This is a genomic window from Candidatus Cybelea sp. (assembly GCA_036489315.1).
Lineage (GTDB): Bacteria > Vulcanimicrobiota > Vulcanimicrobiia > Vulcanimicrobiales > Vulcanimicrobiaceae > Cybelea.
The window spans coordinates 114,619-140,310 of record DASXFZ010000044.1; the positions used below are offsets into that span (position 1 = coordinate 114,619).

At 65.2% G+C, this 25,692-nt stretch carries 27 protein-coding genes; 16 read left to right on the plus strand and 11 right to left on the minus strand.

All coding sequences use genetic code 11. The features are described 5' to 3' along the window. Positions 1 to 54 precede the first annotated feature (54 nt). Together VGG51_09705 and VGG51_09710 are read left to right on the plus strand one after the other, a co-directional pair. Positions 55 to 1,161 (plus strand): helix-turn-helix transcriptional regulator, encoded by a 1,107-nt coding sequence (locus tag VGG51_09705; GenBank protein ID HEY1883297.1) that lies wholly within the window; start codon positions 55 to 57, stop codon positions 1,159 to 1,161. A gap of 200 nt (positions 1,162 to 1,361) precedes the next feature. After that, entirely contained in the window at positions 1,362 to 1,988 is a 627-nt protein-coding gene (locus tag VGG51_09710) for a response regulator transcription factor (GenBank protein ID HEY1883298.1), read from the plus strand. On the opposite strand, the gene VGG51_09715 is transcribed toward VGG51_09710, so the two are convergent. Continuing rightward, a complete protein-coding gene (locus VGG51_09715) occupies positions 1,969 to 3,378 on the minus strand; it encodes a glycosyltransferase 87 family protein (GenBank protein HEY1883299.1) in 1,410 nt (469 codons plus the stop codon). The genes VGG51_09710 and VGG51_09715 overlap by 20 nt on opposite strands. Positions 3,379 to 3,556: 178 nt before the next feature. Here VGG51_09715 and VGG51_09720 point away from each other — a divergent pair, with 178 nt between their 5' ends. The 5 genes from VGG51_09720 to VGG51_09740 all read left to right on the plus strand — a co-directional run bounded on the left by VGG51_09720 (position 3,557) and on the right by VGG51_09740 (position 8,282). Continuing rightward, positions 3,557 to 5,020 carry a glycosyltransferase family 39 protein gene (locus tag VGG51_09720; GenBank protein ID HEY1883300.1) on the plus strand — a complete coding sequence of 488 codons (1,464 nt, stop codon included), beginning with the start codon at positions 3,557 to 3,559 and terminating at the stop codon, positions 5,018 to 5,020. 134 nt (positions 5,021 to 5,154) lie between these two features. Beyond that, positions 5,155 to 5,307 carry a hypothetical protein gene (locus VGG51_09725; GenBank protein HEY1883301.1) on the plus strand — a complete coding sequence of 51 codons (153 nt, stop codon included), beginning with the start codon at positions 5,155 to 5,157 and terminating at the stop codon, positions 5,305 to 5,307. Between the two features lie 139 nt (positions 5,308 to 5,446). Next, positions 5,447 to 6,919, plus strand: a complete 1,473-nt coding sequence (locus VGG51_09730; protein HEY1883302.1) for a LuxR C-terminal-related transcriptional regulator — start codon at positions 5,447 to 5,449, stop codon at positions 6,917 to 6,919. Between the two features lie 123 nt (positions 6,920 to 7,042). Then, positions 7,043 to 7,939: a polysaccharide biosynthesis/export family protein gene (locus tag VGG51_09735; GenBank protein HEY1883303.1), complete on the plus strand. Its 897-nt coding sequence runs from the start codon at positions 7,043 to 7,045 to the stop codon at positions 7,937 to 7,939. A gap of 52 nt (positions 7,940 to 7,991) precedes the next feature. Further along, on the plus strand, positions 7,992 to 8,282 hold the full coding sequence (locus tag VGG51_09740; protein HEY1883304.1) for a DUF1330 domain-containing protein: 291 nt from the start codon (positions 7,992 to 7,994) through the stop codon (positions 8,280 to 8,282). A 15-nt stretch (positions 8,283 to 8,297) separates the two neighbouring features. Here the strand turns inward: VGG51_09740 and VGG51_09745 are convergent, their stop codons facing one another. Continuing rightward, entirely contained in the window at positions 8,298 to 10,517 is a 2,220-nt protein-coding gene (locus tag VGG51_09745; protein ID HEY1883305.1) for an alkaline phosphatase family protein, read from the minus strand. Between the two features lie 131 nt (positions 10,518 to 10,648). Here VGG51_09745 and VGG51_09750 point away from each other — a divergent pair, with 131 nt between their 5' ends. Continuing rightward, complete coding sequence (locus VGG51_09750) at positions 10,649 to 11,530, plus strand: EamA family transporter (protein ID HEY1883306.1); 882 nt, start codon at positions 10,649 to 10,651, stop codon at positions 11,528 to 11,530. Positions 11,531 to 11,540: 10 nt separating this feature from the next. Here the strand turns inward: VGG51_09750 and VGG51_09755 are convergent, their stop codons facing one another. The 5 genes from VGG51_09755 to VGG51_09775 are packed head-to-tail and all read right to left on the minus strand — an operon-like array spanning position 11,541 to position 15,424. Then, on the minus strand, positions 11,541 to 12,107 hold the full coding sequence (locus VGG51_09755) for an NTP transferase domain-containing protein (GenBank protein HEY1883307.1): 567 nt from the start codon (positions 12,105 to 12,107) through the stop codon (positions 11,541 to 11,543). 4 nt (positions 12,108 to 12,111) lie between these two features. Then, entirely contained in the window at positions 12,112 to 12,612 is a 501-nt protein-coding gene (locus VGG51_09760) for a DUF1579 family protein (protein ID HEY1883308.1), read from the minus strand. 6 nt (positions 12,613 to 12,618) lie between these two features. Then, positions 12,619 to 13,629, minus strand: a complete 1,011-nt coding sequence (locus tag VGG51_09765) for a hypothetical protein (GenBank protein HEY1883309.1) — start codon at positions 13,627 to 13,629, stop codon at positions 12,619 to 12,621. A gap of 13 nt (positions 13,630 to 13,642) precedes the next feature. Next, positions 13,643 to 14,575, minus strand: a complete 933-nt coding sequence (locus VGG51_09770) for a hypothetical protein (GenBank protein HEY1883310.1) — start codon at positions 14,573 to 14,575, stop codon at positions 13,643 to 13,645. A gap of 39 nt (positions 14,576 to 14,614) precedes the next feature. Beyond that, on the minus strand, positions 14,615 to 15,424 hold the full coding sequence (locus tag VGG51_09775) for a hypothetical protein (protein ID HEY1883311.1): 810 nt from the start codon (positions 15,422 to 15,424) through the stop codon (positions 14,615 to 14,617). A 70-nt stretch (positions 15,425 to 15,494) separates the two neighbouring features. Between VGG51_09775 and tauD the strand changes: the two genes are divergently transcribed. The 3 genes from tauD to VGG51_09790 are packed head-to-tail and all read left to right on the plus strand — an operon-like array spanning position 15,495 to position 18,804. Beyond that, on the plus strand, positions 15,495 to 16,334 hold the full coding sequence (tauD, locus tag VGG51_09780) for a taurine dioxygenase (protein ID HEY1883312.1): 840 nt from the start codon (positions 15,495 to 15,497) through the stop codon (positions 16,332 to 16,334). Then, positions 16,331 to 17,659: an amino acid permease gene (locus VGG51_09785; GenBank protein HEY1883313.1), complete on the plus strand. Its 1,329-nt coding sequence runs from the start codon at positions 16,331 to 16,333 to the stop codon at positions 17,657 to 17,659. The genes tauD and VGG51_09785 overlap by 4 nt, the downstream gene beginning before the upstream one ends. After that, on the plus strand, positions 17,659 to 18,804 hold the full coding sequence (locus VGG51_09790) for a threonine synthase (protein HEY1883314.1): 1,146 nt from the start codon (positions 17,659 to 17,661) through the stop codon (positions 18,802 to 18,804). The genes VGG51_09785 and VGG51_09790 overlap by 1 nt, the downstream gene beginning before the upstream one ends. Positions 18,805 to 18,812: 8 nt before the next feature. Here VGG51_09790 and VGG51_09795 read toward each other — a convergent pair whose 3' ends face one another. Both VGG51_09795 and VGG51_09800 read right to left on the minus strand, forming a co-directional pair. Then, complete coding sequence (locus VGG51_09795; GenBank protein ID HEY1883315.1) at positions 18,813 to 19,211, minus strand: hypothetical protein; 399 nt, start codon at positions 19,209 to 19,211, stop codon at positions 18,813 to 18,815. 80 nt (positions 19,212 to 19,291) lie between these two features. Next, a complete protein-coding gene (locus tag VGG51_09800; protein HEY1883316.1) occupies positions 19,292 to 20,827 on the minus strand; it encodes a glycosyltransferase family 39 protein in 1,536 nt (511 codons plus the stop codon). Between the two features lie 270 nt (positions 20,828 to 21,097). Between VGG51_09800 and VGG51_09805 the strand changes: the two genes are divergently transcribed. From VGG51_09805 to VGG51_09820, 4 genes are read left to right on the plus strand one after another with little or no spacing between them, the layout of a single operon-like run. Continuing rightward, on the plus strand, positions 21,098 to 21,811 hold the full coding sequence (locus VGG51_09805) for a methylated-DNA--[protein]-cysteine S-methyltransferase (protein ID HEY1883317.1): 714 nt from the start codon (positions 21,098 to 21,100) through the stop codon (positions 21,809 to 21,811). Positions 21,812 to 21,852: 41 nt separating this feature from the next. Then, on the plus strand, positions 21,853 to 23,163 hold the full coding sequence (locus VGG51_09810) for an NAD(P)/FAD-dependent oxidoreductase (GenBank protein HEY1883318.1): 1,311 nt from the start codon (positions 21,853 to 21,855) through the stop codon (positions 23,161 to 23,163). Next, positions 23,156 to 23,698 (plus strand): hypothetical protein, encoded by a 543-nt coding sequence (locus VGG51_09815; GenBank protein ID HEY1883319.1) that lies wholly within the window; start codon positions 23,156 to 23,158, stop codon positions 23,696 to 23,698. Before VGG51_09810 ends, VGG51_09815 begins: the two co-directional genes overlap by 8 nt. 9 nt (positions 23,699 to 23,707) lie before the next feature. Continuing rightward, positions 23,708 to 24,079 carry a DUF302 domain-containing protein gene (locus VGG51_09820; protein ID HEY1883320.1) on the plus strand — a complete coding sequence of 124 codons (372 nt, stop codon included), beginning with the start codon at positions 23,708 to 23,710 and terminating at the stop codon, positions 24,077 to 24,079. A 21-nt stretch (positions 24,080 to 24,100) separates the two neighbouring features. Here the strand turns inward: VGG51_09820 and VGG51_09825 are convergent, their stop codons facing one another. Beyond that, the gene (locus VGG51_09825) at positions 24,101 to 24,589 is read right to left on the minus strand and encodes an SRPBCC family protein (protein ID HEY1883321.1); all 489 of its coding nucleotides are present in this window, start codon (positions 24,587 to 24,589) and stop codon (positions 24,101 to 24,103) included. Beyond that, positions 24,586 to 24,852, minus strand: coding sequence for an ArsR family transcriptional regulator (locus VGG51_09830; protein HEY1883322.1), 267 nt, complete (start codon positions 24,850 to 24,852; stop codon positions 24,586 to 24,588). The genes VGG51_09825 and VGG51_09830 overlap by 4 nt, the downstream gene beginning before the upstream one ends. 124 nt (positions 24,853 to 24,976) lie before the next feature. On the opposite strand from VGG51_09830, the gene VGG51_09835 reads away from it, so the two are divergent. Next, on the plus strand, positions 24,977 to 25,618 hold the full coding sequence (locus VGG51_09835) for a hypothetical protein (GenBank protein ID HEY1883323.1): 642 nt from the start codon (positions 24,977 to 24,979) through the stop codon (positions 25,616 to 25,618). Positions 25,619 to 25,692 lie beyond the last annotated feature (74 nt).

Sequence of the window (25,692 nt, forward strand, 5' to 3'; positions counted from 1 at the left end):
CTCGCTGGGCTAGACGGCGCGACTTTTTGTCGTGGCTCCGGAAAGGATGTGTTGATGCGGGATCTCGAGCGAGGGGTGACCTCGATCTCGCCCGCTGGTTTCGACGGATTCGACGCCTCTCGTAAGAGACGGCTCGATGCTTCGTTGCGACAGACCGCCCGCGCCGCATCCGCCGTCGGCTGGGCAATCGGCGTCTTCGATTCAGAACAAGATTTAGTGGCGTTCGACACATCGGACGCGGGAATCGAGGATCGTGCCGCACTTGCATTGCTTACCCGCATGCCGTTCCCCGCGTCTAGCGGACCGATCGTTCTCAATGCCGGAGCGCACGAATGCGACAACGTTCCCGCCGCGCTCGGGATCGCCACGGATACCGGAAAAGGACACTCGGTTGCGATGGTCTTCGTTCCAAGCGAACGTTCCAGCGACGCCTGGGGTGAAGCGGCGCAGGCGATCGGTTCGGCAGCCTCAAAGGTAGCGCAAGAAATTTCGGCCTTCGACTTCGAGGGCGAGCGCAAGCGGACGACGCCGATCCCCGGCGGCCCGCACGCGTTCTTTCTCCTTAATGCATCGCTCGACGTGCAGTTCGCGTGGTCCAGCGGAGAAGATGCGTCCGCATTTGCGCGGCTCGTCGAGCCCGAGCACGCTCGCCTCCCGCTCTTTCTCGAGCAGGCGGTGCGACGTTTGACGTCCTCGTGGAACTTCTCCCGAGCCGGCACGTGTGAAGCGCGCACCGGATATCCGCTGCTTGGACTGGCGATGCGAGTGGTGCCGATGCTCCAAAACGACGTCTACATCGGTGTTTTTTTGGATAAGTGCGAGGATCCCGATATCGATGCGGCCGCATCGACCTTTCGCATATCTTCGCGGGAACGAGAGGTGCTCAACGGGCTGCTCGACGGCCGCACGATCACCGAAATCGCCGCCGATCTCAGCGTTGCCGAGTCGACGGTCAACGATCACGTTTCGCGAATGATCGCAAAGACGAACGCCCGCAACCGCATTCACATGGCCGCGACTCTCCTCGGCTGGCCGTCGATGCGTCCCGATCCGCAAGCCGCTCCCGCCCGCCAATCTTTTAAGGATCGCTTAAGCGAAAAGAGCGACGAACGCGACGAGCCGCGCACGCGCTGTTCGTGGCGTTATCACCCCGGCGCCTAAGCCGGGTGCCCGGGGCACATGATAACTTCTTACTACGCTTTGCACCCTAAAGGCCAGAAATAGCGGCTAAAGTCCCTAAATCCCGGCCGGGCATAGAACGAACGTCTCACAAGTATATCGGGTTGTCCCGAGGTCCCATGCGGTGGCAGACTATTAGAGTTCAGCCAAAGACCCCACCGACTACGGAGCTTTACAAAAGCATGATTAGTACCTCGGGCGCATTGCGCGTCCTCATCATCGAAAAACAGATGCTCTTTGCCAAGGCCATCGCACAGGTGCTCTCGGCAGATCCTGACATCAAGGTCGCCGGCATCGCGGCCAGCCGGGAAACGGCGATGGTCGCTAAGGACGTCGACATCGTGATCATCGACATCGATACGGAAGAGATCGACGACGTCATCGAACATTTCAAGAGCAAATCCCCCGATACGCGCATTTGCGCTCTTTCGGCTCACACGCAAGGCGAGCTGATGCAGCACTGCCTCGCGGCCGGCGCCGACGCGTACATCGTAAAGGATTCCTCCTTGCAGGAGCTCGTCGCGGCGATCAAGACCCTCGGCGAAGGCTCGAGCTACGTCGATCCCCGAGTCGCCGCATCGCTTCTGCGCCGCCGCGGCCCGACCAAACGCCTCACCAACGAACTCTCCCCGCGGGAACGCGAGATCATTCGGCTCATCGCGCAGGGGCTATCGAATCGTGACATCGGCCGTCGTCTCGTTCTTTCGGAGAAGACGATCAAGAATCACGTCAGTCACATCTTCGCAAAGATACATTGCACCGCGCGGTCGCAGGCCGCGGTGCATGCGATCAGGATCGGTCTAGCCTAGGCCGTCGAAGGTTCGCGGCGAGCGCGCACGCGAAAACGCCGAGCAGTCCGACCCACGCGAGGATCTGCGGAGCTACGACGGTTCGTGTCAACTCGGGGGTCGCGCGAAGATAGCGGCCCCAGGCAATCGGCGAAAACTCGTCGGGTAACGCACTAAAAGAGTGCGTCGTTAAACTGTGTGGGGTAGGGGTGGCGAAGTGCTGCAATAGCACGACCGCCACGGCTGCTGCCAGAGAGCCCGCCGCCGCGTATGCGATCCGGCGGGCGGCAGCCCCGGGCAGAAGACAGAGTAAGGCGCCGAAGACCCCCGCCGCATCGATGAGCAAAACGGCAGGCCTCGGAGCCTGCGTCCAAACCGTCACGAGCAGCACGACAAAGAGCGACGCAAAGGCGCGGGCCGAATCCTTTTCCAGCCGTGCGGCGAGGATCAATACGGCCGGCACGGCGATCAGTATTTGAATGTCGTGCAGATAGATTCCAAAGAGCGTCACGGCGGCCGGCGGGAGCAGCGGCAGGAGATCCACTTGTCCGCGCGTGCGCGCCAGCCGGCCGGCAGCGAAGATGCCCGCGATCGCCGCGAAGGCAAACCAAATCTTACCGGCCAGCAGTGCTGCGCCGGCCGGAGTTCCGAGAACGTAGAGCAGCCGGCTAAGGCTGTATTGATCCGACGCGACGATCTCCGCATTGGCCAGCAGCGGCAGAACGCGCGTAAAGTACTCGACGTTCGGCCCGGCTCCTAGCGCGATCGCGCTGAGCACGGCGAGGCCCGCGCCGGTCGCGACGATGGCGATCCGCGTTCCCGGAGCGAAGATCAGCAGCGCGAGCACCGCCGGCAAACCGACGTTGGGCTGCACCAACGCCAGTGAGACGGCTACTCCCGCGGCCGCTGGGCGCTCCGCGTGCAGCAGATACGCCGCAACGCAGATCGCAACCAGCGCAAGCGGTGGAATCTCGCCGTACGCGACGTTGAGCAGCGTCAGGGGCGCTAGCGCCAAGAGCACCGCATAGCTCGGCGCTCGAATGAGCCGCCCGAGCGCCAAGGCGCTCACGATCGACGCACCGACGAGTGCCAGTGCGAAAAGCTCCGCTGCCAGCCTCGCCGGCAGCGACGAGAGCAGCGCGAATCCGGCGAGCACGTATCCCGGCTGCGGTGCCGGCTCGACGTAGCCGCTCGGCATTGGTGAAGTTTCGAAGCTGCGCTCGCACGAGCGAAGCGGCTCGACGCGATAGGGATCCAGCCGCTCTCGGACGGCGGCTCCCGCGCAGTAGAACGCCTTGAAGCTCTGATGTCCGACGAGTCCGCGGTGGGCCAGCGCGAAGGCGACGACCGCCAACACCAGAGAGACGGCGGCGAAGGCTGCTCTCCCGGCAGGCGCATTCATGTTGCGCATAAGCATACCGCGCCCGGCGGCCCGCCGGGAGTGCCGGCCGGGGAACGGCGTCCAGCCGAAAGGCTCAGGCCGCCGGCCGGGACCTTCGCCGCGGCCCATGGTCCAGATCGACGTTGGAGCCCAAGCCCTGTGGGGTTTATAATCTCGCTTGGTGATTCGAGCAGAGCGGCTTTCGTCAGTGGCATTGCGTTGGCCGCCGTTCGCGGTGATCGCGCTGGCCGCCAACCTGCTCGTTACGCTGCCGCTTGCGTGGCTGCTCAACATTTGGCAGGATGAGGCCTACACGCTGCAGACCACCAGCAACGGCGTCGCCTACGCCTTCCATCAAGCGCTTGCGTTCGAGCAGAACGCGCCCCTCTACTTCGTTCTGATCAGCCTTTGGCGCTCGCTGGGCGACGGCATCTTCTATTTGCGGTTTTTCTCGGTGCTGTGCATCGGGGCTACGATACTGCTCGCCCCCGCGCTCGCGCGGCGGTATCTTCCGCGCCAGAACGAAAAGCTCGTAACGGTTGTCGTAGCCTGCAATCCCTTTTTGATTTGGGCCGCGGTCGAGATTCGCGTTTACGCGATGATCGTCTTGGTCAGCGCGCTTCTCTTGCTGACGTTCTACGACGCCTTCATGGCGCAACGGCGGACGACCGGGGCGGCAATCGCGTACGCGGCGTGCGTCGCGCTCGCGCTCTATACCCAGTACTACCTGGCCTTTCTCGTGGCAGGGCAAGCGCTTACCGTCGTGGTCTTCTACCGTCGCGCGCTGCTGCGGCTCGTTCTTGCCGGCCTCGCCGCGACTCTGGCCTTCCTTCCAATGCTGGCGATCGTTCCCGGTCAGGTCGCGAACTTCAAAGACGGCTTCGCTGCGCCGTCACTGCCCTATGCGTTTGCTTCGCTGGCCGGCATTCTGGCGAGATACGTCCTGCCGCTGCCGGTTCCGCACTCAACGATCGCTTATGTCGTTCTGGCAGCCTGCGCGCTCGCGGCGCTGGCGATCTTTCGCCCGAAGCTGCAGCGAACCGGTGACGCCGCGATTCTCCTGACGACCGCCGCGGCGTTCGTACTCTTCGCAGCGGGCACGTACGTATCGGGCGTCCACATTCTCGATCGTCACGCCGCCTCGCTGTTTTTGCCCGCGACGCTCAGCGTCTTTGCGCTCTTTTCGTTCTTACCCGAGGCGCGAGAGCGGCGTGCCGCGACCGTATGGACGGCCATCGCCGCAGCCCTCTCGCTGCTCACTCTCGTCAGCACGTACCATCAGCTGGCGAAGCCCGGCGATTGGAGACGCGTCAGTGCGTACGTCCGTGCCCACGAACGGCCCGACGAACCGATCGTCGTCTTCGAAGCCGAGAACGCGCTGCCGCTCGAGTACTACTATCACGGCTCCAATCGTGTCGTCGCGGTGCCGCACGCCGTCGATTTTCACCGCTACGTCGTGACCCGTTTCATCATTCACGGCGACGCCGAACTGCGGGCCGCTATGCCCGCGCAAGCGCGGCTCTGGCTGGTCACTGCCGGGAGCTGCCGGTCGGCCAACGTGCGCTTCGGCTGCGCCACGCTCGAGCGGTACGTCGATCGGCGCTACAAAGTGGAATCCGACAAGGCTTTCGATGGCGCACGCGTCCGCCTGCTGAAAAAAGATGCAAAGTAAGCGGCCCCGCGCTCTTCCTGCAACGGGCTGCCGAAATTTGCTCCGAGTATGGCGAAATCGTTTTCCTGGGTGTAAGCTTAGAAACGCTGGCCGCTCCAAACACGCGCGGCCGGATATCGCAGAGAGGGATTAGGATGCTGGCTCACCTGTTTTTGGCGCTCATGTCGATCGTTTTTCCGCCGCTCGATACTCCGGGAGGCCCGATCGCAATGCTCGCCGCGGCGCCCCCGATCACCGCCGCGCTCCCGGCAGCGCCAACGCAAGCGAGTATTCCTCCGCTTTCGTAGGCTTGCCCCGCCCAGAAGGGCGAGCGTTGAGAATTTGTTAACGCCTCAACAGGGGCCGAGCGACCGGCGTGTAAGTTAATCGCACACTCCTAAAATCTAGGGGCCGTGTGCCACTCGGAGACGGTCCCGGAGCGAGCGATTGGAACCCCGCGAGGCATATAACACCGGCGAGCTGACGGCCTGTCTGCGGTTAACGGACCGCTCCGTTAGCATGCGGGACCGGGTCTACCGGATTCGTGCCCTGATCCGCCTCTCGCGTTATCGCGAGGCGTTAACGGTCATTGCCGCCACGCGCGGGGCGAAACCCGAACAAGAGGCCCTCCTCCGAGCGCTCGAGTCGACCTGCCATTCCTTCCTGGGGACGACGGACTCGGCTCGTCGCGCGCTCGCGCGCATCCACGTCGAGCCGCAGGGCCCCGATGCGCTGTTCGAAGTCGCCTACGCCCGGATGCTCCTGGGCTGGGTCGAGGGCACCCCGGACGTGATGCAGCAGGCGCTGCAGGCGGTCGACGTCAGCTCTTGCCCGCACCTCTACGGGCGCTGGCTGTATGCATGCTCTTGGGCCCCCGCGTTACGCGGCGAGTATCACGAGCAGATGCGCTTTCTCGAACTCTCGATCCGGCACATCGCCCAGGCTCCCGAGGCGTACGACGTCACGCTGCTGGCGAGCGCGACGCGATCGCTCGTTCATCTCGTCCGCGAGATTGCGGCGCCGAGCACGTTCGATTTTGCGGTGCGCATCACCGAGACGCTGCCCTGGACCGAAGACCTCGAAGGCGAACGATTTTTGACGTTTCGCGGGCTGGCCTGGGCCTACGCTTTGCGCGGGTCACACGAGAAAGCGCTGCAGTACGCGTACTTCGCGCGCGACATCGCGCCGTCCGTGCGATGGGTCGCGGCCTGCTACGCAGACCAAGCCTACTTGGCGAGGATGGCCGGCGAAAATGCGAGCGCCGACGCGCTCCTGCGCCACGCCGTCGCTTGCGCCCGAGAGACGGACTGGAGTTCCCCGGGTGAGGAACGCGTCGCGATCTTGAACCTCATCGAACTCGCGGCGGATCGCGATCTCCCGGCCGCAAGCCGCCTCATGGACATTTACGACGCCATTCCGATGACGCTCGCTCCGGCGCTCGCGCTCGGGCGCGATCGCCGCCTGCACGCAATGGAGGACTACGCGCGCGGCTGCATTCTGGCGGCTTCGGGCCGTCGGGCCGCTGCTCTACAGCTCCTCGCGAGCGCCTACACGTTCTATCGTTCGATCGGTTACGCGTGGCGTGCGGCCGCGGTTGCGCTGCGGCTTCACGAGGTGAGCGGGGAGCACACGTGGCTGCGTCTGGCCAGCGAAGTCGTCGCCGAGTTTTCGGAGAGTTCCGTCGCGCGCGATATTCGCCGCCGGGCCGGCATGGTCGAAGATCCTCGCATCGCCGCGTTGACCCCCGCCCAGCGCCGTGTCTACGCGTTGATCTGCCAGGGGCTCAGCGACAAAGAGATCGCCGGCCACCTGCGCATCTCCCCGGAGACCGTGAAGAATCACGCGGCCCGGATCCGTCTCACCTTCGGCGTTCGCTCGCGTGCGGCGCTGATCGCGGCGGTCCGCCGGGAGGCCGTATAGGAGCCGGCCGGCTCCTGGGAGTCTCCAAATAGGCCGACGTTCTCACCCCTCGGGACCATCGCGCGCCGGGGACCCCGTCGGGCGGACGTTGTGCCCGAGCCCTGCTGGGAGTAGCCTAGAAGCGTGACTCGCGCCATCGCGACAGCCTTATTCTGCCTCTGGGCCCTCCTTCCGAGCGTCGCCTGGAGTTCTTCACTCTCTTCCGACACCGTCATCCATCCGGGCGACCAGCTCAACGTACTCGTCTTCGGCGATCAAACGCTGACGCAGAACGTGACCGTTATGCCCGACGGTACGATCGAGTATCCGCTCGTCGGCCGCGTCCACCTGGCGGGAAACACGCCGATCGGCGCGGCGTCGGTGCTTTCCAGCAAGCTCAAAGCCTACGTTCGCCATCCGGTCATCACGATCTCGATCGTCGCGCTCGGTCAACCGAACGTGCTCGTGCTGGGTGACGTGAAAGCGCCAGGTAAGTATCCGTTGCGATCCGGCGCAAAGCTCACCGATGCGATCGCGGCTGCCGGCGGCATCGCGGATTCGAACGGCGCCTTTCCCGATGCGCGCGTCGCCGACGCCGGGGGGAAGGTAACGCTTATCTCGCTGCAAGGTTTGCTGCAGCGCGGCGACACGGCACTCGATTTGCCGCTCTCCGAAGGATCCGTCGTCTACGTCCCGGGCCCGATAAAGTTTACGGTCGACGTGGCGGGCGCGGTCGATCATCCGGGCGACGTTCAGGTAAACGAGGGCGACCGTTTATCGGTGGCGATCGCTAAGGCCGGCGATAGCCAAAACGCGCAAGCCGACCTCAATCACATTCACTTGATTCGAACCAACGCCAGCGGAACGCAAACGACTTCGGAAATCAACTTGTACGAAGCGCTCAAGGGTCAAAACCAAGCCGCCGACGTAGCGCTCGAAAAGGGCGACGTCATCTTCGTGCCGCAGGCCTCGAAGCACAACGATATCTTCGGCGGCATCGGCGACGGTCTGCTCTTCCTCCTCACGCACATCATTCCGTAAGCCGCCTCTCCGGCCGGCAAGACAAGGCGCCGCACCTACGGAAGCCTACGACATGTCAGCTTACGTCGTCGTAAACGTCAACACGTCGGATCCGCAGCGATACGAGCGCTACAAAGAAATGGCCGAGAGAACGGTCGCGCAGTTCGGCGGCCGCTATCTCGCCCGCGGCGGAAGACTGGCGGTACTCGAAGGATCTTGGGAGCCGACCCGGATCGTGGTGCTCGAGTTCGATTCTTACGACCGGGCGATGGAGTGGTGGCACTCCGCCGAATACGCGCCCGCGAAAGCGCTGCGCCAACAGCTCAGCGAGACCGATCTCCTGATCGTCGACGGTTATCCCTAGTTGCCGTACGGGTCGCTAGTGATTGTGCGCCAGGATATCCGTTAGGATGCCGGGTGCGACGGCATCGGGGCGGCGAAAGTCTAGCCGGGCACTGAGTGCGGAACCGTAGGCGACCTTTGAATTGCGCGTCGTCAGATCGGCCTTCGGCGCGATGACGGCGAACGGCGCCAGATTCGCGGTCGTCGTGAAGGCCGAGTAGAGCGGCGCGGCCGTAGCGTCGTAGTTCGAGAGCGGCCGCAGGCCGAGCAGCAGTTCGATCGTGCGAAGCACGCTGACGGTGGCGAAGTGATCGTGTATGACGCCGCCGCGGGCGTAGGGCGAGGCGATGTAGAGGGTGGTGCGCTGATCGCTGACGTGATCGGCGCCGTCTTGGGCGTCGTCCTCGGTGATGAAGATCGCGCTGGAGGCCCAAACTCGAGAGTGGGAAATCGCGTCCACGATCTGTCCGACGGCGTAGTCGTTCGTGGCGATGTAGGCCGCCGGCGTAAGCTTTCCGGCTCGCGTCCCGGCGGTGTGGTCGTTGGGAAGCCACATATACTCGAGTTGCGGCAGCGTATCGGCCGCTGTGAAAGCGTCGAACTCCCGCTTCCATTCCTTGACGCGATCCAGATCGCTGTAATCCAAGTTCCAGCCGACGTAGTGCGGATCGAATCGAGTGCCCAGGCTCGGGGCGGTAGCCGCGATGTGCCCTTCGGCGGGCGGCATCAACGCCATCTCGCCGTAGTCGCGAAAGCTCACGCCCGCACGGCGCGCCGCATCCCAAATATAACCGCTGCTTGGAACGCCGGCGCCAATTCCGGTCAGCACGTCGTCGTCGTCGAGGCGGCCGCCGTAGACGGGGGGCCAGGTGCGCTCGACGTAGTCGTTCGCAAAGGCGCCGTCGGCCCAGTTGTGACCCGCGTCGCTCACCTCGCCGCTGGCGTAAAAGTTGTCGAAGAGCCCGAAGCGCTGCGCGAGTGCGTGTTGATTGGGTGTCACTCGCGCGCCGAACCAAACGAGTTTGGGATCGCCGTTGCCGGCCGGCAGGTCGCCGAGAATCTGATCGTACGTGCGATTCTCTTTGAGAATGAAGAAGACGTGCGCAATGGGACCGCCCGGGTGCAGAATCGTGCGCGGCGGCCGCGGCGCCTCTCCCTGCGCGCCTTGCGGATTCGGCGCCAGGCCGGCGCTGGCCGAGATCTCACGAATCGAGCCGAACTGGATCGCGGCGATGTAGCCGCGATTGCCGCGGCTCATCACGTCGAAGTCGGGGTTCGGCTTCGTGCCCTCGCCCTTTCCGTCGATAACCACGAGGTCGTTGCCCAGGGGGACGACATCGGTGGGGTACCACCCCGCCGGGAGGCGTGCCGATATGCGGCCGTTGCGCAAAACCACGACCTCGTTTGCGGCTCCTAAGCTGACGAAGAGGCGGTCGCCTTCGAGCGCGAGCGCATTGGGCGAGGAGCCGATCGCGTGCGCGACGCTGCCGACGAAGACGTCGCTGCGCCGCCTGCCGGTCTGCGCGTCGTACAGGCCCACCGTATCGGCGTCGGCCTGCGCAACGTAGAGCGTATTTCCGCTGGCGAGAACGTCGCTGGGATGCAGATCCGTCGTAATGTGACGCACGCGCAGCGTAGCGACGTTGACGGCGGCGACGTAGCTCGCGGACCGAACCGCCGCGAAGAGCGTCTTGCCGTCGGTGGAGAAAGCGAGGCTGCGAGGCCGCAGGCCGACTGCGATCGGCCGGGCCGCGCGCAGCGCGTCGAGCTTACCGATGCGGACGGCGCCGTCACCGTTGAAGGCAACCGCAAAGACGCCGTGACTCTCCGCGACCGAAACCGGATAGGATTTCGGCGGCAGCGCGATCTTTCTGACCGTCGCCGCGTGCGGATCGATCGCAAAGAGCGCGTCGGCGTTGGCACCGGCGACGAAGATCCCGCGCTGCGTCCAGACCGGGCGTCCGTAGGCGCCGGCCAAGTTGTAGCGTTTGACGAGCCGTAGTCCGCGCGTCGCGTAGAGCGAGAGCGCCGGAGGGTTGAAACCGGACTCGACTACGGCGATCGTCGAACCGTCGGGCGAGCGCGCGGCGCCTTGCGGCATGGTACCGGTCGCGACGATCGCGCCGGCCGGGGCTTGCAGCACCCAGCCGTTTGGCAGAACGCTGCGCGCGGTATCTTGCGCGTGGAGCATCGCCGACGTCAGCGAAGCAACGGCTGCGAGCAGGATGGCTGCGAAGAACGGCGCGCGATTTCTCACAAACTCTCAAAGCTCCATAGCGACTCGAGGTTTACTGTTTTTCGCCGCTGACGCTCTGCGTCTTTGCGTGCGGGCGAAACCGGCGAGACCATTGCGGGTTTTTTGTGCGCGTGAAGCGCTGGGAGCGAACCATGCCCTGGATCGCGCTAGGGATCGTCTACGTCTTTTGGGGCTCGACGTATCTCGGCATACGGGTTGCGGTCGAGACGATTCCGCCGTACCTCATGACGGGCGTGCGCTACGCGATCGCGGGTCTATTGCTGTTGAGCTGGCAGTGGCTGACCGCCAAGCACAAGCCGGGACTGCCGAGCCGCCGGGAGCTCTTGCGAATTGCTTCGACCGCGTTCTTGCTGCTGGTGGTGGGGAACGGTCTCCTCTGTCTTTCGGAGACGCGAGTCGAATCGGGAACCTCGGCGTTGTTGATCGCGACGACGCCGATTTGGATGATTTTGCTCGATGCGCTGCGCGCCCGGAGGCTGCCGAGCCTGCTTGCCGTCGCGGGATTGATCGTCGGAAGCGTGGGGATCGCTGTGCTCGTCGGCCGGGGCGCCGGGCATGCCAACGCGCTCTTCGCCGGCCTTATTCTGCTGGCGTCTCTCTCTTGGGCGCTGGGCTCGGTTTTCGTCGGACGCGAGCATCACCACCCCTTCACCGCCTCGCTCGAGATGAGCATCGGAGGTGCGCTCTGCATCGTCGTCGGGCTCGCAAGCGGTGAGGCGTCGCAGCTGCATGTCGCGGCGATCTCTGCCGCCTCGTTATGGGGTATGCTCTGGCTGATCACCGGCGGCGCACTCGTTGGATACAGCGCGTATGCCTATGTGGTCCGCGTGCTTCCGACGGCTACGGTCGCAACCTACGGTTACGTCAATCCCATCGTCGCCGTAATCCTCGGCGCGCTCGTGCTCGGCGAGCGGGTGACCTGGAACGTTTTGCTGGGCGGGGTAGCGGTCGTGCTCTCCGTGATCTTGATTCTCTTGGGCAGCCGCGACGTTTCCGAGGAACTTAGCGCGTGACGCTTGCGTGCTACCGGGCGAGCTCGGCGCGGGTGTCGACGTCGAAGAACGCGCCTTCGTCTTCGCTGCGCAGCGTCCGCCGGACGAGCGCCGGATCCCCACGCAAAACGTGCAGCGTGTCGCCGTCGGCCAGCATCGCAATCCTCCGGCGTGCGCTAGGTGCAAAAACGACGGGATGCCCGGGGGCGCCGCTGCGCGCGTGCACTGGATACGCGACGTCGGCGTCGGCCAATGCCGCGCAGAGCGCGGCGATGAGGCCCTCGCTCACGAGCGGTTTATCGCCGAGCAGAACGACCAGCGCGTCGCCGGGGGAAATCGCCGCATCGGCAAGTGCGAGCGAGTGCGCCATACCCCGCTGCGGCTCGCGGTTGACGATAAGCGTGACGTCGTCGCGGTCGCGCAGAGCCTCGGCAACCGCGCCGCCCGCGACCAGTACCGGCCGCCAGCGTCGCGCCGCCGCGATCGCGTAGTCGATCAGGGGCTTGCCGCGAAAGCTCATTAGCAGTTTTTGCGCGCCCATGCGCGTCGAAAGGCCTGCAGCTAGGATAACCACGCGAGCCTGCGGCGAGCGCGTCATCGCCTCAATGCTTTTGCGATGCTCCAGACGCCATCAGCGTCCACGTTTTGCCGCCGTCGGTCGAATACTCGGTGCGCCAGTTGTACAGGCTGGGATTCGCCCATACGTTGAGGGTTCGAATCGTAACGTTCCCGCCTTTATCGGTGAACGAATAGGGGTACGCGATCGTGTTGCCGTCGACGGTGATGTCCATCGAGGTCGTCCGGCTCGCGTGGACGTTGTAGAAGCGATAGCCGGCCTTGGCCCGATCGTACGAGTAGATTCCGAGATCGTCGTCGGTGGCGCCGTTCATCTGCACGCTTTGCTGGCAAATCAAGAAGAGATGGTCGTTCGACCAGGCACAAGTCGTCGTCGCCGTCGCCGATCCCGCCTTGCTGTAGGGCCCGTCGACGAACGTACCCTGACTCTGCCACGTGCCGACGAAGCGGTCGAGCTCGTCGAGCGGCGCGCAAAGCGCACGGCACGGCCACAAGGCCGCACCGGCGAGGACGAGCACCAGCCACACGCGCAGTTAGCCGCCCTCTCCGGAGACCGCGACGCCGTACACCGAACTCAAGCCGTTCGTAATCGTGTTGACCAGCGTTCCGGACGCGTAATCGTAGACGAACAGCTTGTTGGCCTCGGGGTCGGCGACGTAGAGATGCACGTTCTTCTTGTCGAGCGCGATCCGGAAGGGATCTTCGATCCCTTGATTGATCGTCTCCGACGGTTGCGTGGCGCCCGCCGGGAAGACGTAGACGGCCGCGTTGCCGCTGCCGGAACCTTGATCCGCAACGACGACGTCGGCCTTTGAGTCGACCGCGTCTCCGGCCGACCACACGATCGGCAGATCGAGGTTGGTGCCTTTGGTCGACTTGGGCGCGTATTCGTTGACGGCTCCGGGACCGCCGCCGTGGCTGCCGGTGTTGTATGAAACGTACAGGTTTCGCTTCGCGTCGAGCGCCGCGCCCTGAGGATCGGTCACCGAGATCGTTCGCTTGGAACGGGTCTTGCCGCGCGCGAACTCGACGACCTTTCCGCCGACGAGATCGTCGACGAAGAGCACGCCCTTCGTACTGACGGTTACGTTGGTGGGATAGGCGAAGCCCGTGTACTGCAGTTTCCAGGTCGTGGCGCCGCGCTTGTACATCGTCACGGTTTGGTTCGACGCGTTCGCCACGAAGAGATCGCCTTGCGCGTCGACAAAGCATCCCTGGGGCCCGCTGATTCCATCGGTGATCTCGCCGATCGGGCTCTGGTTCGACCCGCTCGTCGAGTAGATCTCGATCGCGTTAGCGGTAAAATCTGCGACGTAGATCAGCGGTTTCCCCGACTTCGCGGCCGGCGAGAGCCAGCCGCCGCTCCGATGCGACGGTTGCGGCGCGCCGAGCCGGTTTGCAACTCGGGCCGCACGTTCGGGGCCCGTCCCCGCTGCCGGCGTGAGCGCTGCGCCTTGCGGCGATCCGCCGCTCGCGCATCCCGCGACGAGCCAAAACGCGGCGAGCGCCGCGACGTAACACGAAAACGAACGAGGGTTCTGCATAGAAGTACTCCTCCTAAAGCGGGGCGGCGGGATCGAGGGCTAGGCCGTTGGGACCGTCGACGCCGTCGGTGATCGTGTCGACGAGCTTGCCGCTGGGATAAGCGTACACATATACGGCGTTGCCGACCGAGTCGCCGACGTAGACTTGCTTTTCTTTGCGCGAGAAGCGAACCGGATCCGGATCGAGCGTGTTGCCGGCAAACATGCGCTTGCGCTGGGTCTTGCCCGGCGCAAAGACGAGAACCCCGGGCAGGCCCTGATCCGCGGTGACGATATCGCCCGCGCGGTCCAGCGCGATGCCGCCGGGCTCCTTGGTGACGATGCCGAGGTTCGTGCCCTGCGCGCTCCCCGGCGAATATTCGATAATTTCACCGTTGCTGAAGTTGGCCGCGTAGGTGGTCACGTAAACGTTCGCGGCTCGGTCGAGCGCGACGTCGATCGGAAAAACGAGATTGGTGATCTTGCGTTTGGGCGTGTTCGACTCTTGCGCGAAGACGGTCAGCGACGGCGGGCTCAGGCTCGTAACGTAGACATTCTGTTTGGCGTCGACCGCAACCCCGGCGGGATCGTCGAGCCCCGAATAGGTAAAGCTCGGGGCGCTGTTGCCGCGTGCATACTCGGTTACGGTACCGCCGTTGGTGTTGGTGATGTAAAGGTTGCCCTTGGCGTCGACGCTCTCGCCTTCGGGCCCGCTGATTCCATTGGTAATCTTGCCGATCGGCGCCTGATTGTGCCCTTTGGCGCAGTAGATCGCGACGTAATTAAGACGATAGCTCGAGACGTAGAGTTTAGCGCCGCTGCACTTCTTGACGGCCGGCGAGATCTGCGAACCTGCCTGCAATTGCGGCTGCAGTCCGACGCCGGATGCATTCGAGCAGGCCGCCAGGATCGACAGGCCGATCGCCGCCGAAGCGGCGCGATGTCGTTCGATAAAGGGACGATGCATTGCAGTCTTTGCGCTTCGCGCAGATTCCGGCGAGTCCCCTCAGTGAATCGCCGCCGGGGTCCACGCCGTTCCGTCGGCATATTCGACGCGGAGGATTCGGTAGCTGACGACACGCGCCGACCGGAGCGGAATCGAGGCAACTTGCAGATTGAGTGCGGCGCAGTTCTCGTCGTAGCCGCGGTTCGTGCCCTGCTGCCAAGCGCTCAACGACTCCCAGCCGTGGATGTTGACGCCGGGCGAGAACGTCCCGCGCCGATCGAGTTCCATCTTGCCGAGTTCCGTCCCGGCTTTATCGGAGATTGGAAACTCGAAGAGAATCCGCGTCGCGGTCCGCGCGTCGGTGTTGCGAAACGAGATGCAGGCATGCGCGCCGCGGGCGTCGTGCCGCACGGCCGCCCAGCCGCCGAAAACGGCGACGTTTCCCTGCGCGGTTTCGGCGATCGCCGGCGATCCAAACAGCAGCGGGCGATACGGGTTCGGCGAGGCGGTGGGTGCAGGGCCGGTCGCCCTTGGCCGGCGGCTGCCGATATCGCCGTCGCTCGCGCCACGGGCGTAGAGCGCCGAACGGCCGTTGCCGCGCAGCCACTCGAGCACGGCCTGCCGGTCGGCGTTGCCGAGGTCGAGTATGTTCGATTCTACGCGATCGGCCGGAGTGATCGTGACAACCGGCCGCGCCGCTCCGGAGCGCGCCCACTGCACGACGACGTCGAACGCCGAATCGCCCAGGGCTTTCGCGTTGGAAAGGACGTTCGTCAGCGCCGCTGAGGGCGCGGCGGCAACCGGCAGCGAGAGCGCCGGCAGGAGCGCGCACGCGAGCGCGCAGAGCATTGCGAAGCGGCGAACGTTCATGCGCTCAAGTTCTCGTCGCGCTTTGCGCTCCCTTGCTTGGATTCGCCGACCGATCGGAGAAGGGAAAAGCGTGACTCAAGCGCCGCTGCATCTCCGGCCGCTGACGCCTGCGATCGGCGCGGTCGTCGAAGGCGTCGATCTCGCCGCACCGTCCAGCGACGAGCGCATCGCGCAGATCCGCGCGGCGCTCGAGCAACGCCTCGTGCTCTTTTTCGAGAACCAGGAGCTGTCGGCCGCGCAGCAGCGGGACTTCGCGGCGCGTTTCGGACCGCTCTACACGCATCCGTTCTACCCCGGAGACGACGGCGTCCCCGAAGTGATGGTGCTGGCGCACGATGCGACGCACCGCGCGAACAGCGATCGCTGGCACAACGACGTTACCTATCTCGAGCGGCCTCCGATGGCCGCCGTGCTCTACGCACAGGAGATTCCCGCGTTGGGCGGCGACACGCTCTGGGCCAATATGTATCTCGCCTACGAAACGCTCTCCGATCCCTTGCAGCATTTCGTCTCGGAGCTACGCGCCGTACATTCGTTCGCCAAGAACTTTACCCCCGAGCGTTTTGCCGCGCTTGGGATGGAGGGACGCCGCGACGAGATGTACGCCGCGCACCCGCCGGTCTCGCATCCCGTCGCGCGGACGAATCCGCAGACCGGGCGCAAGGCGCTGTACGTCAATGCGGATTTTACCGAACGCATCGAAGGCTTGTCGCCCCGCGAGAGCGAGATGCTGCTGCAGCTGCTCTTCGAACATATGGGCAAGCCGGAGTTCCAAGTTCGCTGGCGGTGGCAAGCGAACACGGTCGCGATGTGGGATAATCGCTGGACGCAACACTGCGCGCTGGCCGACTATTTCCCCGCACGCCGCCGCATGCGGCGCACGACGATTCTCGGCGAACGTCCGGTTTGACGCTGCGGGCGCCGGCGTTCGCGCAACGGCTCGGGATGGCCGACCTGGCGCTGCTCGTCGTCGGCAGCGTCATCGGTTCGGGCATCTTTCGTACGCCGGCGGTCGTCGCGAAGAGCATCGGAGCGCCCGCACCAATTCTCGCCCTCTGGGTGCTCGGCGGTGTCGTCGCGCTATGCGGCGCGTTCGTGCTCGGCGAACTCGGTGCGCGACGCCCGGACGGGTGCGGTGCGTACGCGTATCTGCGCGATGCGTTCGGTCCCGCGGTCGCCTTTGCGTATGGTTGGACGGCCTTGCTCGCATCGCTCACCGGCGGCCTTGCGGCCGCCGCCGTGCTCTTCGCCGGGTACTTTCTCTCGCTGACGGGTCTCGCGCTCGCGCCGGCGGGGGTCGCGGTGGCGGCGCTCGCGGCGCTCGCATTCGTCAACGTGCTGGGCGTTCGAACGGGAAGTTACGTACAGAACGGGCTGTCGTTGCTGAAGCTCGCCGCGCTGGCGGCGCTCGTGATCGCGGCCTTCGCGCATCCTGCCGTGCCCGCCGGCGCCGCAAAGAGCGCCACGTCGACGCTCCAAAGCGCGGCTGCGCTGAGCCTGGCGATGATTCCCGTCCTCTTCACGTATAACGGAGCGATCGTCGCAAACTTCATGGCGCCGGAGTCCAAGAATGCCGGGCGCGCTCTTCCGCGAGGCTTGTGGGTGGGGATCGCCGCGGTCGCCGTGCTCTACGTTTTGGTCAACGCCGGCTGCCTTCGCGCGCTGGGCGTCGACGCGCTCGCGCGCAGCGTCGTCCCCGTCTCCGCGGTCTTGCAAACGACCGTCGGCGCGATCGGCGCGCGCCTCGCCTCGCTCGCGGTTGCCGTAACGACGTTGGGTTTCATGAGCAATCGGATGCTCACGGTGCCGCGGCTCTACCACGCGATGGCGCACGACGGTCTCTTCTTTGCTGCCGTTGGGAAAATCGACCCGCGGACACGCGTACCGGTCGTCGCGATCGTGCTGCAGGGAATCGTCGCGGTTGCGATCGCGATCTCCGGCAGCTACGAGCACATACTTAACTATGTCGTAGCGACCTCGTACGCTTTTAGCGGTTTGCTCGCGCTTGCGCTCTTTACGCTGCGCGCGCGCGACCGCAGATCGGGAACGCCCGAAGCTGCCGGTTTTCGCGCGCCCTGGCATCCGCTCTCGACGATCGTCTTCATGATCGCTTCTTGGGGCGTTTCGATCGCAGCTTGCATTAGCTCTCCGCGCGACGGCTTGGCGGGGCTCGCCATCCTCGCAACCGCGATACCCGCCTACGCGCTCTGGGCACGACGCCGCGGGAAGGCCTGATGCTGCCGGCATACCTCGAATGCTCGCGCGATCCAGGGCACCGTTACGGCGCGCGAGCGTTGGCCAGTACGTGCCCGCAGGACGGCGCTCCGCTGCTCGTTCGTTATGAAATCGAGCGGCTTGCGCGCGAGAGGGTGCGAGAGCGGGCTTGGACGATGTGGCGCTATCGCGAGATGCTTCCGGTCGCGGCGGACGAGGAGCCGGTCTCGCTCGGTGAGGGTGCAACGCCGCTGATCGCGGCCGCCGCGCTCGGGAGCCTTCTCGGCTGCGCCTCGCTCTACATAAAGGATGAAGCGCAGAACCCGACCGGATCGTTTAAGGCGCGTGGGATGTCGGCCGCGGTGACCGCGGCGAAGCGCCTCGGGGCGCGCGCTTTGGTTGCCCCGAGCGCGGGAAACGCCGGCGGTGCGCTGGCCGCCTACGGTGCGCGCGCCGGCCTGCCGGTACGCGTTTACGTGCCGGCCGACACTCCCGAAATCTTGATCGAAGAGATGCGAAGTTATGCCGCCGGCGTCGTGCTCGTCGACGGCCTGATCGACGAAGCCGGGCGACTCGCGGCGGATTTCGCGCGCGAAAGCGGCGCGTTCAACGTCGCGACCTTCCGCGAGCCGTATCGTGTCGAAGGGAAGAAGACGATGGGCTACGAGCTGGTCGAGCAGCTCGATCGGCTCCCCGGAACGATCGTCTATCCCACCGGCGGCGGAACCGGCCTGGTCGGCATGTGGAAAGCGTTCGACGAACTCGAGCGGCTCGAATGGATCGGCCCGGCGCGGCCCGTGATGGTCTGCGTCCAGGCCGAAGGCTGCGCTCCGATCGTGCGCGCGTTCTTGCGCGGTGAATCCTGCGCGCAACGCGTCGAGGCGGCGTCGACGAAGATGTGGGGCCTGCGGGTTCCGTCGGGGATCGGCGACCGGCTGACGCTGAGCGCCGTGCGTGCCTCGGCGGGGCACGCCGTCGCGGTTTCCGACGAAGAGTCCGCCGATGCGATGCGCGACATCCATCGCTATGAAGGCGTCGACGCGACGGAAGAGGGCGGAGCGACGCTTGCAGCATTGCGCCGGCTGCGCGCTCGCGGCGTGGCGCTCCCTCTTCCGATCGTGCTTTTCAATACGGCCGGCTCGCTCAAGTACGCTCCGCGCCGCTAGCTGCGTTGCTACGGCGGCGGAGGCTGGCCGCTGGTGATCGCCGTTGCGTAGAAGTTATTTCCGCGCCAGTAGCCGTGTGCGACGATCTGACGGCCGACGGCAACTCGTCCGGACGTTTCGTTGCTCAGAGCCGCAGTATCGTCGACGACGACCGTGCCGTTGGTTTGCTGCAGCGTCACCAAGTGGCCTTTGACGATCGTGATCGTTCCGGCAACGACTTCGTGCTTGTAGGTTGTCGTCGGACAGTCGCCGTTGGGAACCCACGTGTCGCCGCTCCATGCGCCGCACGCCGTGTCGACGTACGGCGGCGCACCGGCCGGGGGAGGCGGCGCTCCCTGGGCGCTTGCCGCGGCGGCGCTTATTCCGACCGCCGCCAGAGTCGTGAGAAGTACAGATAATGCTTTCATGTCCCTTGATTCCCAGCTTGAGCGTTGCTACGCGCAGCAAGCGCTCGTCGAGGGCCGCAAAATGGGCCGCCGGCCGCCGGCTACGGCAAGCGAGCGGCTGAACTCGATCCGAGATTCTCGATGCCGTAGTGTTTGAGGCGCGGCCACAGCTCCGGCAGCGGCGGATGCATGCCGCGGCACAGCAGAATCGGACGGTCGCGCTCGTACGGCATCGCGTACGGAGAGGTGCCAAAGCGAGCGATGACGCGCACCGAGCCGCAGACCGAGGACCAGTCGCCGGGATCCTCGCCGATCGCGATGACCAGCGAGCCATCGTAGCCGCGCGGCCCCCAGAGGTAGTAGTTGTTGTTGCCGCTCAGCGCCGGCGGAAGGTTCTTTCCGTAAACGTCGACCGCCGCTGCTTCGCCGTAGTTCGAAGCAAAGATCGCGGCTTTCGCGCGATCGGAGGGCGGCAATGCGGCGTAGAGTCCTTCGACCGTGCGGGCGAGATCGCGCCACCCGAACTCATCCGAAAGCATCTGCATCAGCGGTGCGCCGATCCCCGCGGCTTCGACCGGGCGCGGGCGATACGACATGTTGTCGAGCATGTGCGCCAGTTGCGCCGGCGCGAGCACCGGCAGCACGAGCGGCAGCGAAAGCGCCCCGTTGGCGGCCGCGAGCAGCGCCCACAGACCGACGAAGAGGCGCGGCAGCCGCGTCGCGGCCGCCGCTCCGGCGGCGAACATCGTCGGATACGCGCCGGCCATGTAATAGCTCTTTCCATGCGAAAGAAAAATAAGCAGCGCCGTCACGACGAAGGCGATCGAGAGGTAGCGGAAACGCGCCAAACGCGCCGAGAAAAACGGTGCCAGAATCCCGGTGATCCAGAGCGGCGCGAGGACGACGTTCACCGACAGTATTTGGTCGACGGTGAAGTGAAGCGGCGTTCCGGTAAAGTTGCCGGCGTTGTCGTTGCGAACCAGTTCGAGGAATGGAAAGCCGTTAACGGCCTGCCACACGACGTTCGGCAGGGCGATGAGCGCGGCGATTGCAACGCCGATCCAAAGATCGCGCGAGCGCAAAATGCTGCGCGGACCGGCGAGCACGATCCCGAGCGCAAGTCCGCACGCCCAAAAGAGGATGCCGTACTTCGTTTCGAAGGCGAAGCCCGCGAAGGCGCCTGCCCACCAAAAGGCTCGCGGCCGGTCGCGCACGACGGCGAACGTAACGAGATAGGCGACGACGGTGAAGTCGACCGGCTCGAACGTTGAGGTTGAGAGCGTCGCGCTCATCGCGGTCACGAGCGTCGCCGCCGCGGCCGCGACGGCAGCGAGCCACGCGCCGCGCGTGCTCGCGCCGAGCAGCTGCGCGAACGCGACCGTCAGCGGGACGAGCAGCACCGCGGCGAGCACCGCCGGAAGGCGCAGAATCCACGGGTGAACGCCCGCGAACTGGGTCGCCGCCGCGAGCAGCGGCACGAGCGGCGGCTGATCGACGTAGCCGAAGGCCGGATGCCGCCCGCACACGATGAAATAGAGTTCGTTGCGAAAGATGTCGTACTGTCCGGCGACGGCCAGATGAACGACCGCGACGACTGCCGCCACGCTCCAGGCGGCCCACTGCGCTCCCTTGCTCATCTCAGAGATCATACTACACGCCGGAAGGCCGGCGCCCGCAAGGCCGCAGGCTGCGCCCAGCGCGATCGAGCAAGTTCCGGATGGCTCGCGAGGCCACGCTGCGATATGGTCTTTGTATGAACGAAGTCGAACGAATTCATGAGATCTGCCGCTACGCCGAGGCGCACAGCGACGAGACGCTGAGCCTCGATGCGCTGGCGAAGCGAGCAAAGATGAGCAAATACCACTTTGCTCGCCGCTTCAAAGAGGTCGTCGGCGTGACCGGCCGAGATGCGGCTGCGCCGGCTCAAGGGAGCGCTGAAAGAAGAACGCTCCGTCGACGAAGCGCTGTACGACGCAGGATACGGCTCCCCCAGCCGAGTCTACGAGAAAGCGGTTCGCAATCTCGGCATGACTCCCGCGCAGTATCGTTCCGCCGGCAAAGGTATTTCAATCTCTTATGCGACGCTGGAGACGCCGGTCGGTTTGATGATGATCGGCGCAACGGATCGGGGCATCTGCTACGCGCAGTTCGGCGACTTGAGCGAAGCGCTCTTGAGCCGGCTGCGCGCCGAGTACGCGAACGCGACGATCGCGCCGGCGAAAGAACCGTACCACTCGGACTTCCCCAAGTGGGTCGACGCGATCTCGCGCTACCTTGCCGGCGCGCAGCCGCACCTTGACCTGCCGCTCGACATCCGCGCGAGTGCATTCCAAATGCGCGTCTGGAAGTACCTGCAGTCGATTCCCTACGGCGACGTCGCATCGTACGGCGAAGTGGCGGCGGGGATCGGCTATCCATCGGCGGCGCGGGCCGTCGGCGGCGCGATCGCGCGCAATTGCGTTGCCCTGGTGATTCCATGCCATCGCGTGATACGCGAGTCCGGTGCGCTCGGCGGCTATCGCTGGGGATTCGAGCGCAAGCGAGCGCTGCTCGATCTGGAGCGCTCGAATCGCGGCCGCCGGGAAGAGCGGTCGAGGGTAACGCCAAAGATACGGCGATGAAGCAAGCGGTGACCGCAGCGGTCGCGCTGACCCGGTAACGCGTGGAAGCCGATGCGATCGTTATCGGCGCCGGAGCGGCCGGGCTGGCGGCGGCCCGGAGTTTGGCGGGCGGCTCGGCGCGCGTCGTGTTGCTCGAAGCGCGCGATCGCGCCGGTGGTCGCGTCTGGTCGCGTTCCGCTCCGCGGGGCGGCGTTGCTGCGGAGCTCGGCGCCGAGTTTATTCACGGTGCCGCGCCGCGAACGATGGCCCTGCTGCGGGAAGCGGGTGCGGCCGCCGTCGACCTCGGCGGCGAATCGTGGTCTCGCGGGCCGGGCGGCGCGCTCGTGCGGGACAGTCTCGAATTCGTCGAAGCCGCACGCATCCTCGAACGATCGCGTTCGCTGGAAACCGACGAGAGCGTCGACGCGTACTTGCGCCGTTTCGACGGGGACCGCGCGCTCGCGAAGCGAGTCGCCGATGCGCGGCTCTTCGTCGAAGGTTTCGAGGCGGCCGATCCGGCGATTGCCAGCGTGCACTCCATCGCCGACGAGCTGCGCTCCGGGGTCGATTCGCACAGTACGCGTCCGCTCGGAGGATACGCGCCGATCTTCGGCGTGCTGCAGCGAGCCTGTCTCGCGGGCGGCGTGGATATCCGGCTTTCGAGCGTCGTGCAGCGCATCTCGTGGCGCCGCGGCGAAGCGGCGGTCGACGTCCTCGGACCCGGCGGCGACGTGCAGACGATCCGCGCCAGGGTCGTGCTGGTAACGGTTCCGGCGGGAGTCCTCAAACACCGCGGCGACGACGCCGAGTTCGTCTTCGATCCCGAGCTGCCGCAGAGCAAACGCGCCGCGCTCGCGCAGATCGAGATGGGCCACGTCGTGAAGATTGCGCTGTGGTTTCGCAGTCCGTTCTGGGAGCGAGTCGACCGCGGCCGGTATCGGAACGCCGCGTTTTTCCGCATCGGCGCGGCACCGGTGACCGCCGTGTGGACCCAGGTGCCGGTCCGCAGCGAGCTGCTCGTCACCTGGATAGGCGGACCGAAAGCGATGGCGCTGGACGGCCTCTCACCGAGCGAACGCGTGGAGCGCGCGCTAGGAGAACTGGGCGACTTCTTAGGCAACGCAGAAGTGCGCGGCGAGTTCGAATCGGCGCTCACGCACGATTGGAGCGCCGACCCGTTCTCGCGCGGCGCGTACAGTTACGTCAGGGTCGGCGGCGGCGGCGCGCGCGCGGTGCTGGGGGCGCCGATCGATGGGACCCTCTTCTTCGCCGGAGAAGCAACCTCGATGGACGATCAGGGCGGCACGGTCAACGGAGCGCTGGAGAGCGGTGAGCGCGCCGCAGGCGAGGCGGCGCACGTACTCAATGGCTGACTCCGCCGCGGCGTGTCTCACGCCGTGGTCGAGCTTCTACGTCGTCATCGGTTCGTCGGCCGCGGCACTGACCGGTCTGATGTTCGTCGTGATCACGATCGTTGCCGGAACCGAGCGCGTGACCCAAAGCCAAGACGGAATCTCAACCTTCAGCACCCCCATCGTCATGCATTTTTGCGCGGTGCTGTTCGTTTCGGCGGTCCTCATCGCGCCGTGGCACCGGTTGATCTTCCCGGGGGTTCTCATCGGGATTCTCGGCCTCTACGAACTCGCGTACCTCGGCCGAGGGGCGCTGCGGACGCGACGACTGTCGGGGTACACTCCGGATCTCGACGACTGGACGTGGTACTGGATACTTCCGCTGGCTGCCTATGCGACGGTGTTCGGCGGGGCGATCGGCCTGGAGATCGCTCCCGTCGACGCCCTCTTCGCGGTCGCTTCCGGAGCCTTGCTGCTGATCTTCATCGGCATACGAAACGCGTGGGACATCGTAACCTATTTAACGGTCGGAGGCGGCGCGCATCCCCCGAGCTAAGCTGCGGTGATGACCAAACGCAGCCGGCACTCATACCCAACGACGCTTTCGCTGCTCAAAGAAGCAATTGCGGGCGGCGGCAACACGATCTTCGCTACGATCGATCAGGCCGCCGCGGCGCAGGCGGCCGGCTTGGAACTGCGCCCGACGACGCTTGTCGTGTTCGGTAATCCCAAGGGCGGCACGCCCTTGATGAATGCCTTTCCGCTCCTGGCGTTGGATCTGCCGCTCAAGCTGCTGGTTTGGGAAGACGGCGACGGCGTGAAGATTGCGTACGTTCCGATGTCGGAGATCGCCGCGCGCTACGGAGTAGTTGCAATGGAGGAGCGGATCGACGCGATGGACGCGGCGCTCGAGCATCTCACCGACGCAGTCGTTTAGGCGAGCCTCGCCAGAAGTTTCCTAGGTCGCCAGAATGCTCTCGAGGCGGTCGAAGCTTGCCGCAACGCCGGTCGTCATCCCGGACTCGAGCGCGACGTCGCGGGCTTCGCGCGAGACGAAGCGCTGCGTCATCGTCACCGTTGTCGCGCCGTTGCGCTCGTCGAAGGTCGTCGTGACGGTGGAGTCGTCCGGATACCACGACTGATCGAAGTTTCCCACGTGCTCGATTCGTTCGCTCGGCGAGATCGCCAGATAGGTGCCATGCAGACCGAACTCGCGGCCGTCGGCGTCGTCGCGCCAGACATAGTGAACCCCCCCATCGACGCGCAGGTCTACCTCGCAGACCGGCATCGACGAGCCTTCGGGGCCGAGCAGCCAGCGCCGGATCAGCTCCGGTTTCGTGAAGGCGTCGAAAACGGCGGCGCGCGGTGCATCGAAGGCGCGCGTCATAACGATTTCGCAATCGTTGGTCGTAACGTGAAGCTCGTGTGTGGAGCGCGCGGGCGTCATCTCGTCTTTCTCCTCGTCTTGCGGCGTTTCGGTTTGATAGGCTCGTTACGGATCTCCTCGAGCAGCGCGTCGAGGCGGCGAAAGTTCCCCTCCCACAGCGCCCGATAGGGCTCGAGCCACTTGGTCGCGTCGCCGAGTGCCTTCGCCTCGAGGCGGCACGGCCGCCGCTGGGCATCGCGGCCGCGGGAAATGAGGCCCGCGCGCTCCAGCACCTTGAGGTGTTTGGAGATGGCGGGTTGGCTCATCGCAAACGGTGCGGCCAACTGCGTGACGCCCGAGCTATCGGCCTGTCAAGTATCGCGTAGCGAAAGGCCTGAGCAATTCACAGTTTCCTAATCCCGCCTTCCTACAATCAGCGTCAGTTTGATTTGCTCATCGGAGGCTTTCATGAATATTAAACATATCGCATCGGCCGCAGCACTGCTCGGTCTTGCCGTAGCGGGTTGCGGCGGACGCAGTGGGATGGCCGGCGCCTCACCAGGCGCGCCGGCTTACGCGCTGCCTGCGATGGGTGGAGACGTCGTCGTCTACGCGACGATGGGTAAAGACACCATCGGCGAAGAGTACTACAAGGAAGGGTTGGGAGCTATCAGATCCATTAAATGGAAAGCGATGCTAAGCAGCTACACTCAGCAAGCGCGCTCGCAGTCGCTCGGTTTTCCGCCCAACACCAAGCTCATGATCGTGAACCTTTCTAAGAGAGACACACATACGCTCAACATGATCAAAGAGATCCATGGGCCGCCCGCCGTCTTCCCCAAAGGCATTAAACTCTCACAGGCAGCAAGGGGCGGCGGCAAATTCGGCCTTGGTTACGCGAGCGGGCCGATCCGCCCCGGCAGGTCCGTTACGATGACGCTCGGCAAGCCCGGATTCTACCTGATCGGCTGTGCCTTCCACTATTCGATCGGAATGCACGACGTAGTCTACGTCGCGCTTCACGCCGCGCCCGGTCCGCAGGCCACCCCGACGCCTAGCGGCGGCGGCGGCGGCAGCGGCAGCGGCGGTGGAAGCGGCAGCGGCTGGTAGACTTCACGTAATCGTCCACGTCCCTCGGAGCGCGACGAAAACGTCGCGCTCCCACCTTTTTACAAGGGAGGTTT

Bases quoted from the DNA above. Each gene is read 5' to 3' on its own strand.
- VGG51_09705 (HEY1883297.1), top strand. From the start codon at position 55: ATGCGGGATCTCGAGCGAGGGGTGACCTCGATCTCGCCCGCTGGTTTC.
- VGG51_09710 (HEY1883298.1), top strand. From the start codon at position 1,362: ATGATTAGTACCTCGGGCGCATTGCGCGTCCTCATCATCGAAAAACAG.
- VGG51_09715 (HEY1883299.1), bottom strand. From the start codon at position 3,378: ATGCGCAACATGAATGCGCCTGCCGGGAGAGCAGCCTTCGCCGCCGTC.
- VGG51_09725 (HEY1883301.1), top strand. From the start codon at position 5,155: ATGCTGGCTCACCTGTTTTTGGCGCTCATGTCGATCGTTTTTCCGCCG.
- VGG51_09740 (HEY1883304.1), top strand. From the start codon at position 7,992: ATGTCAGCTTACGTCGTCGTAAACGTCAACACGTCGGATCCGCAGCGA.
- VGG51_09750 (HEY1883306.1), top strand. From the start codon at position 10,649: ATGCCCTGGATCGCGCTAGGGATCGTCTACGTCTTTTGGGGCTCGACG.
- VGG51_09755 (HEY1883307.1), bottom strand. From the start codon at position 12,107: ATGACGCGCTCGCCGCAGGCTCGCGTGGTTATCCTAGCTGCAGGCCTT.
- VGG51_09765 (HEY1883309.1), bottom strand. From the start codon at position 13,629: ATGCAGAACCCTCGTTCGTTTTCGTGTTACGTCGCGGCGCTCGCCGCG.
- VGG51_09770 (HEY1883310.1), bottom strand. From the start codon at position 14,575: ATGCATCGTCCCTTTATCGAACGACATCGCGCCGCTTCGGCGGCGATC.
- VGG51_09775 (HEY1883311.1), bottom strand. From the start codon at position 15,424: ATGAACGTTCGCCGCTTCGCAATGCTCTGCGCGCTCGCGTGCGCGCTC.
- VGG51_09790 (HEY1883314.1), top strand. From the start codon at position 17,659: ATGCTGCCGGCATACCTCGAATGCTCGCGCGATCCAGGGCACCGTTAC.
- VGG51_09795 (HEY1883315.1), bottom strand. From the start codon at position 19,211: ATGAAAGCATTATCTGTACTTCTCACGACTCTGGCGGCGGTCGGAATA.
- VGG51_09800 (HEY1883316.1), bottom strand. From the start codon at position 20,827: ATGAGCAAGGGAGCGCAGTGGGCCGCCTGGAGCGTGGCGGCAGTCGTC.
- VGG51_09805 (HEY1883317.1), top strand. From the start codon at position 21,098: ATGCGGCTGCGCCGGCTCAAGGGAGCGCTGAAAGAAGAACGCTCCGTC.
- VGG51_09815 (HEY1883319.1), top strand. From the start codon at position 23,156: ATGGCTGACTCCGCCGCGGCGTGTCTCACGCCGTGGTCGAGCTTCTAC.
- VGG51_09820 (HEY1883320.1), top strand. From the start codon at position 23,708: ATGACCAAACGCAGCCGGCACTCATACCCAACGACGCTTTCGCTGCTC.
- VGG51_09825 (HEY1883321.1), bottom strand. From the start codon at position 24,589: ATGACGCCCGCGCGCTCCACACACGAGCTTCACGTTACGACCAACGAT.
- VGG51_09835 (HEY1883323.1), top strand. From the start codon at position 24,977: ATGAATATTAAACATATCGCATCGGCCGCAGCACTGCTCGGTCTTGCC.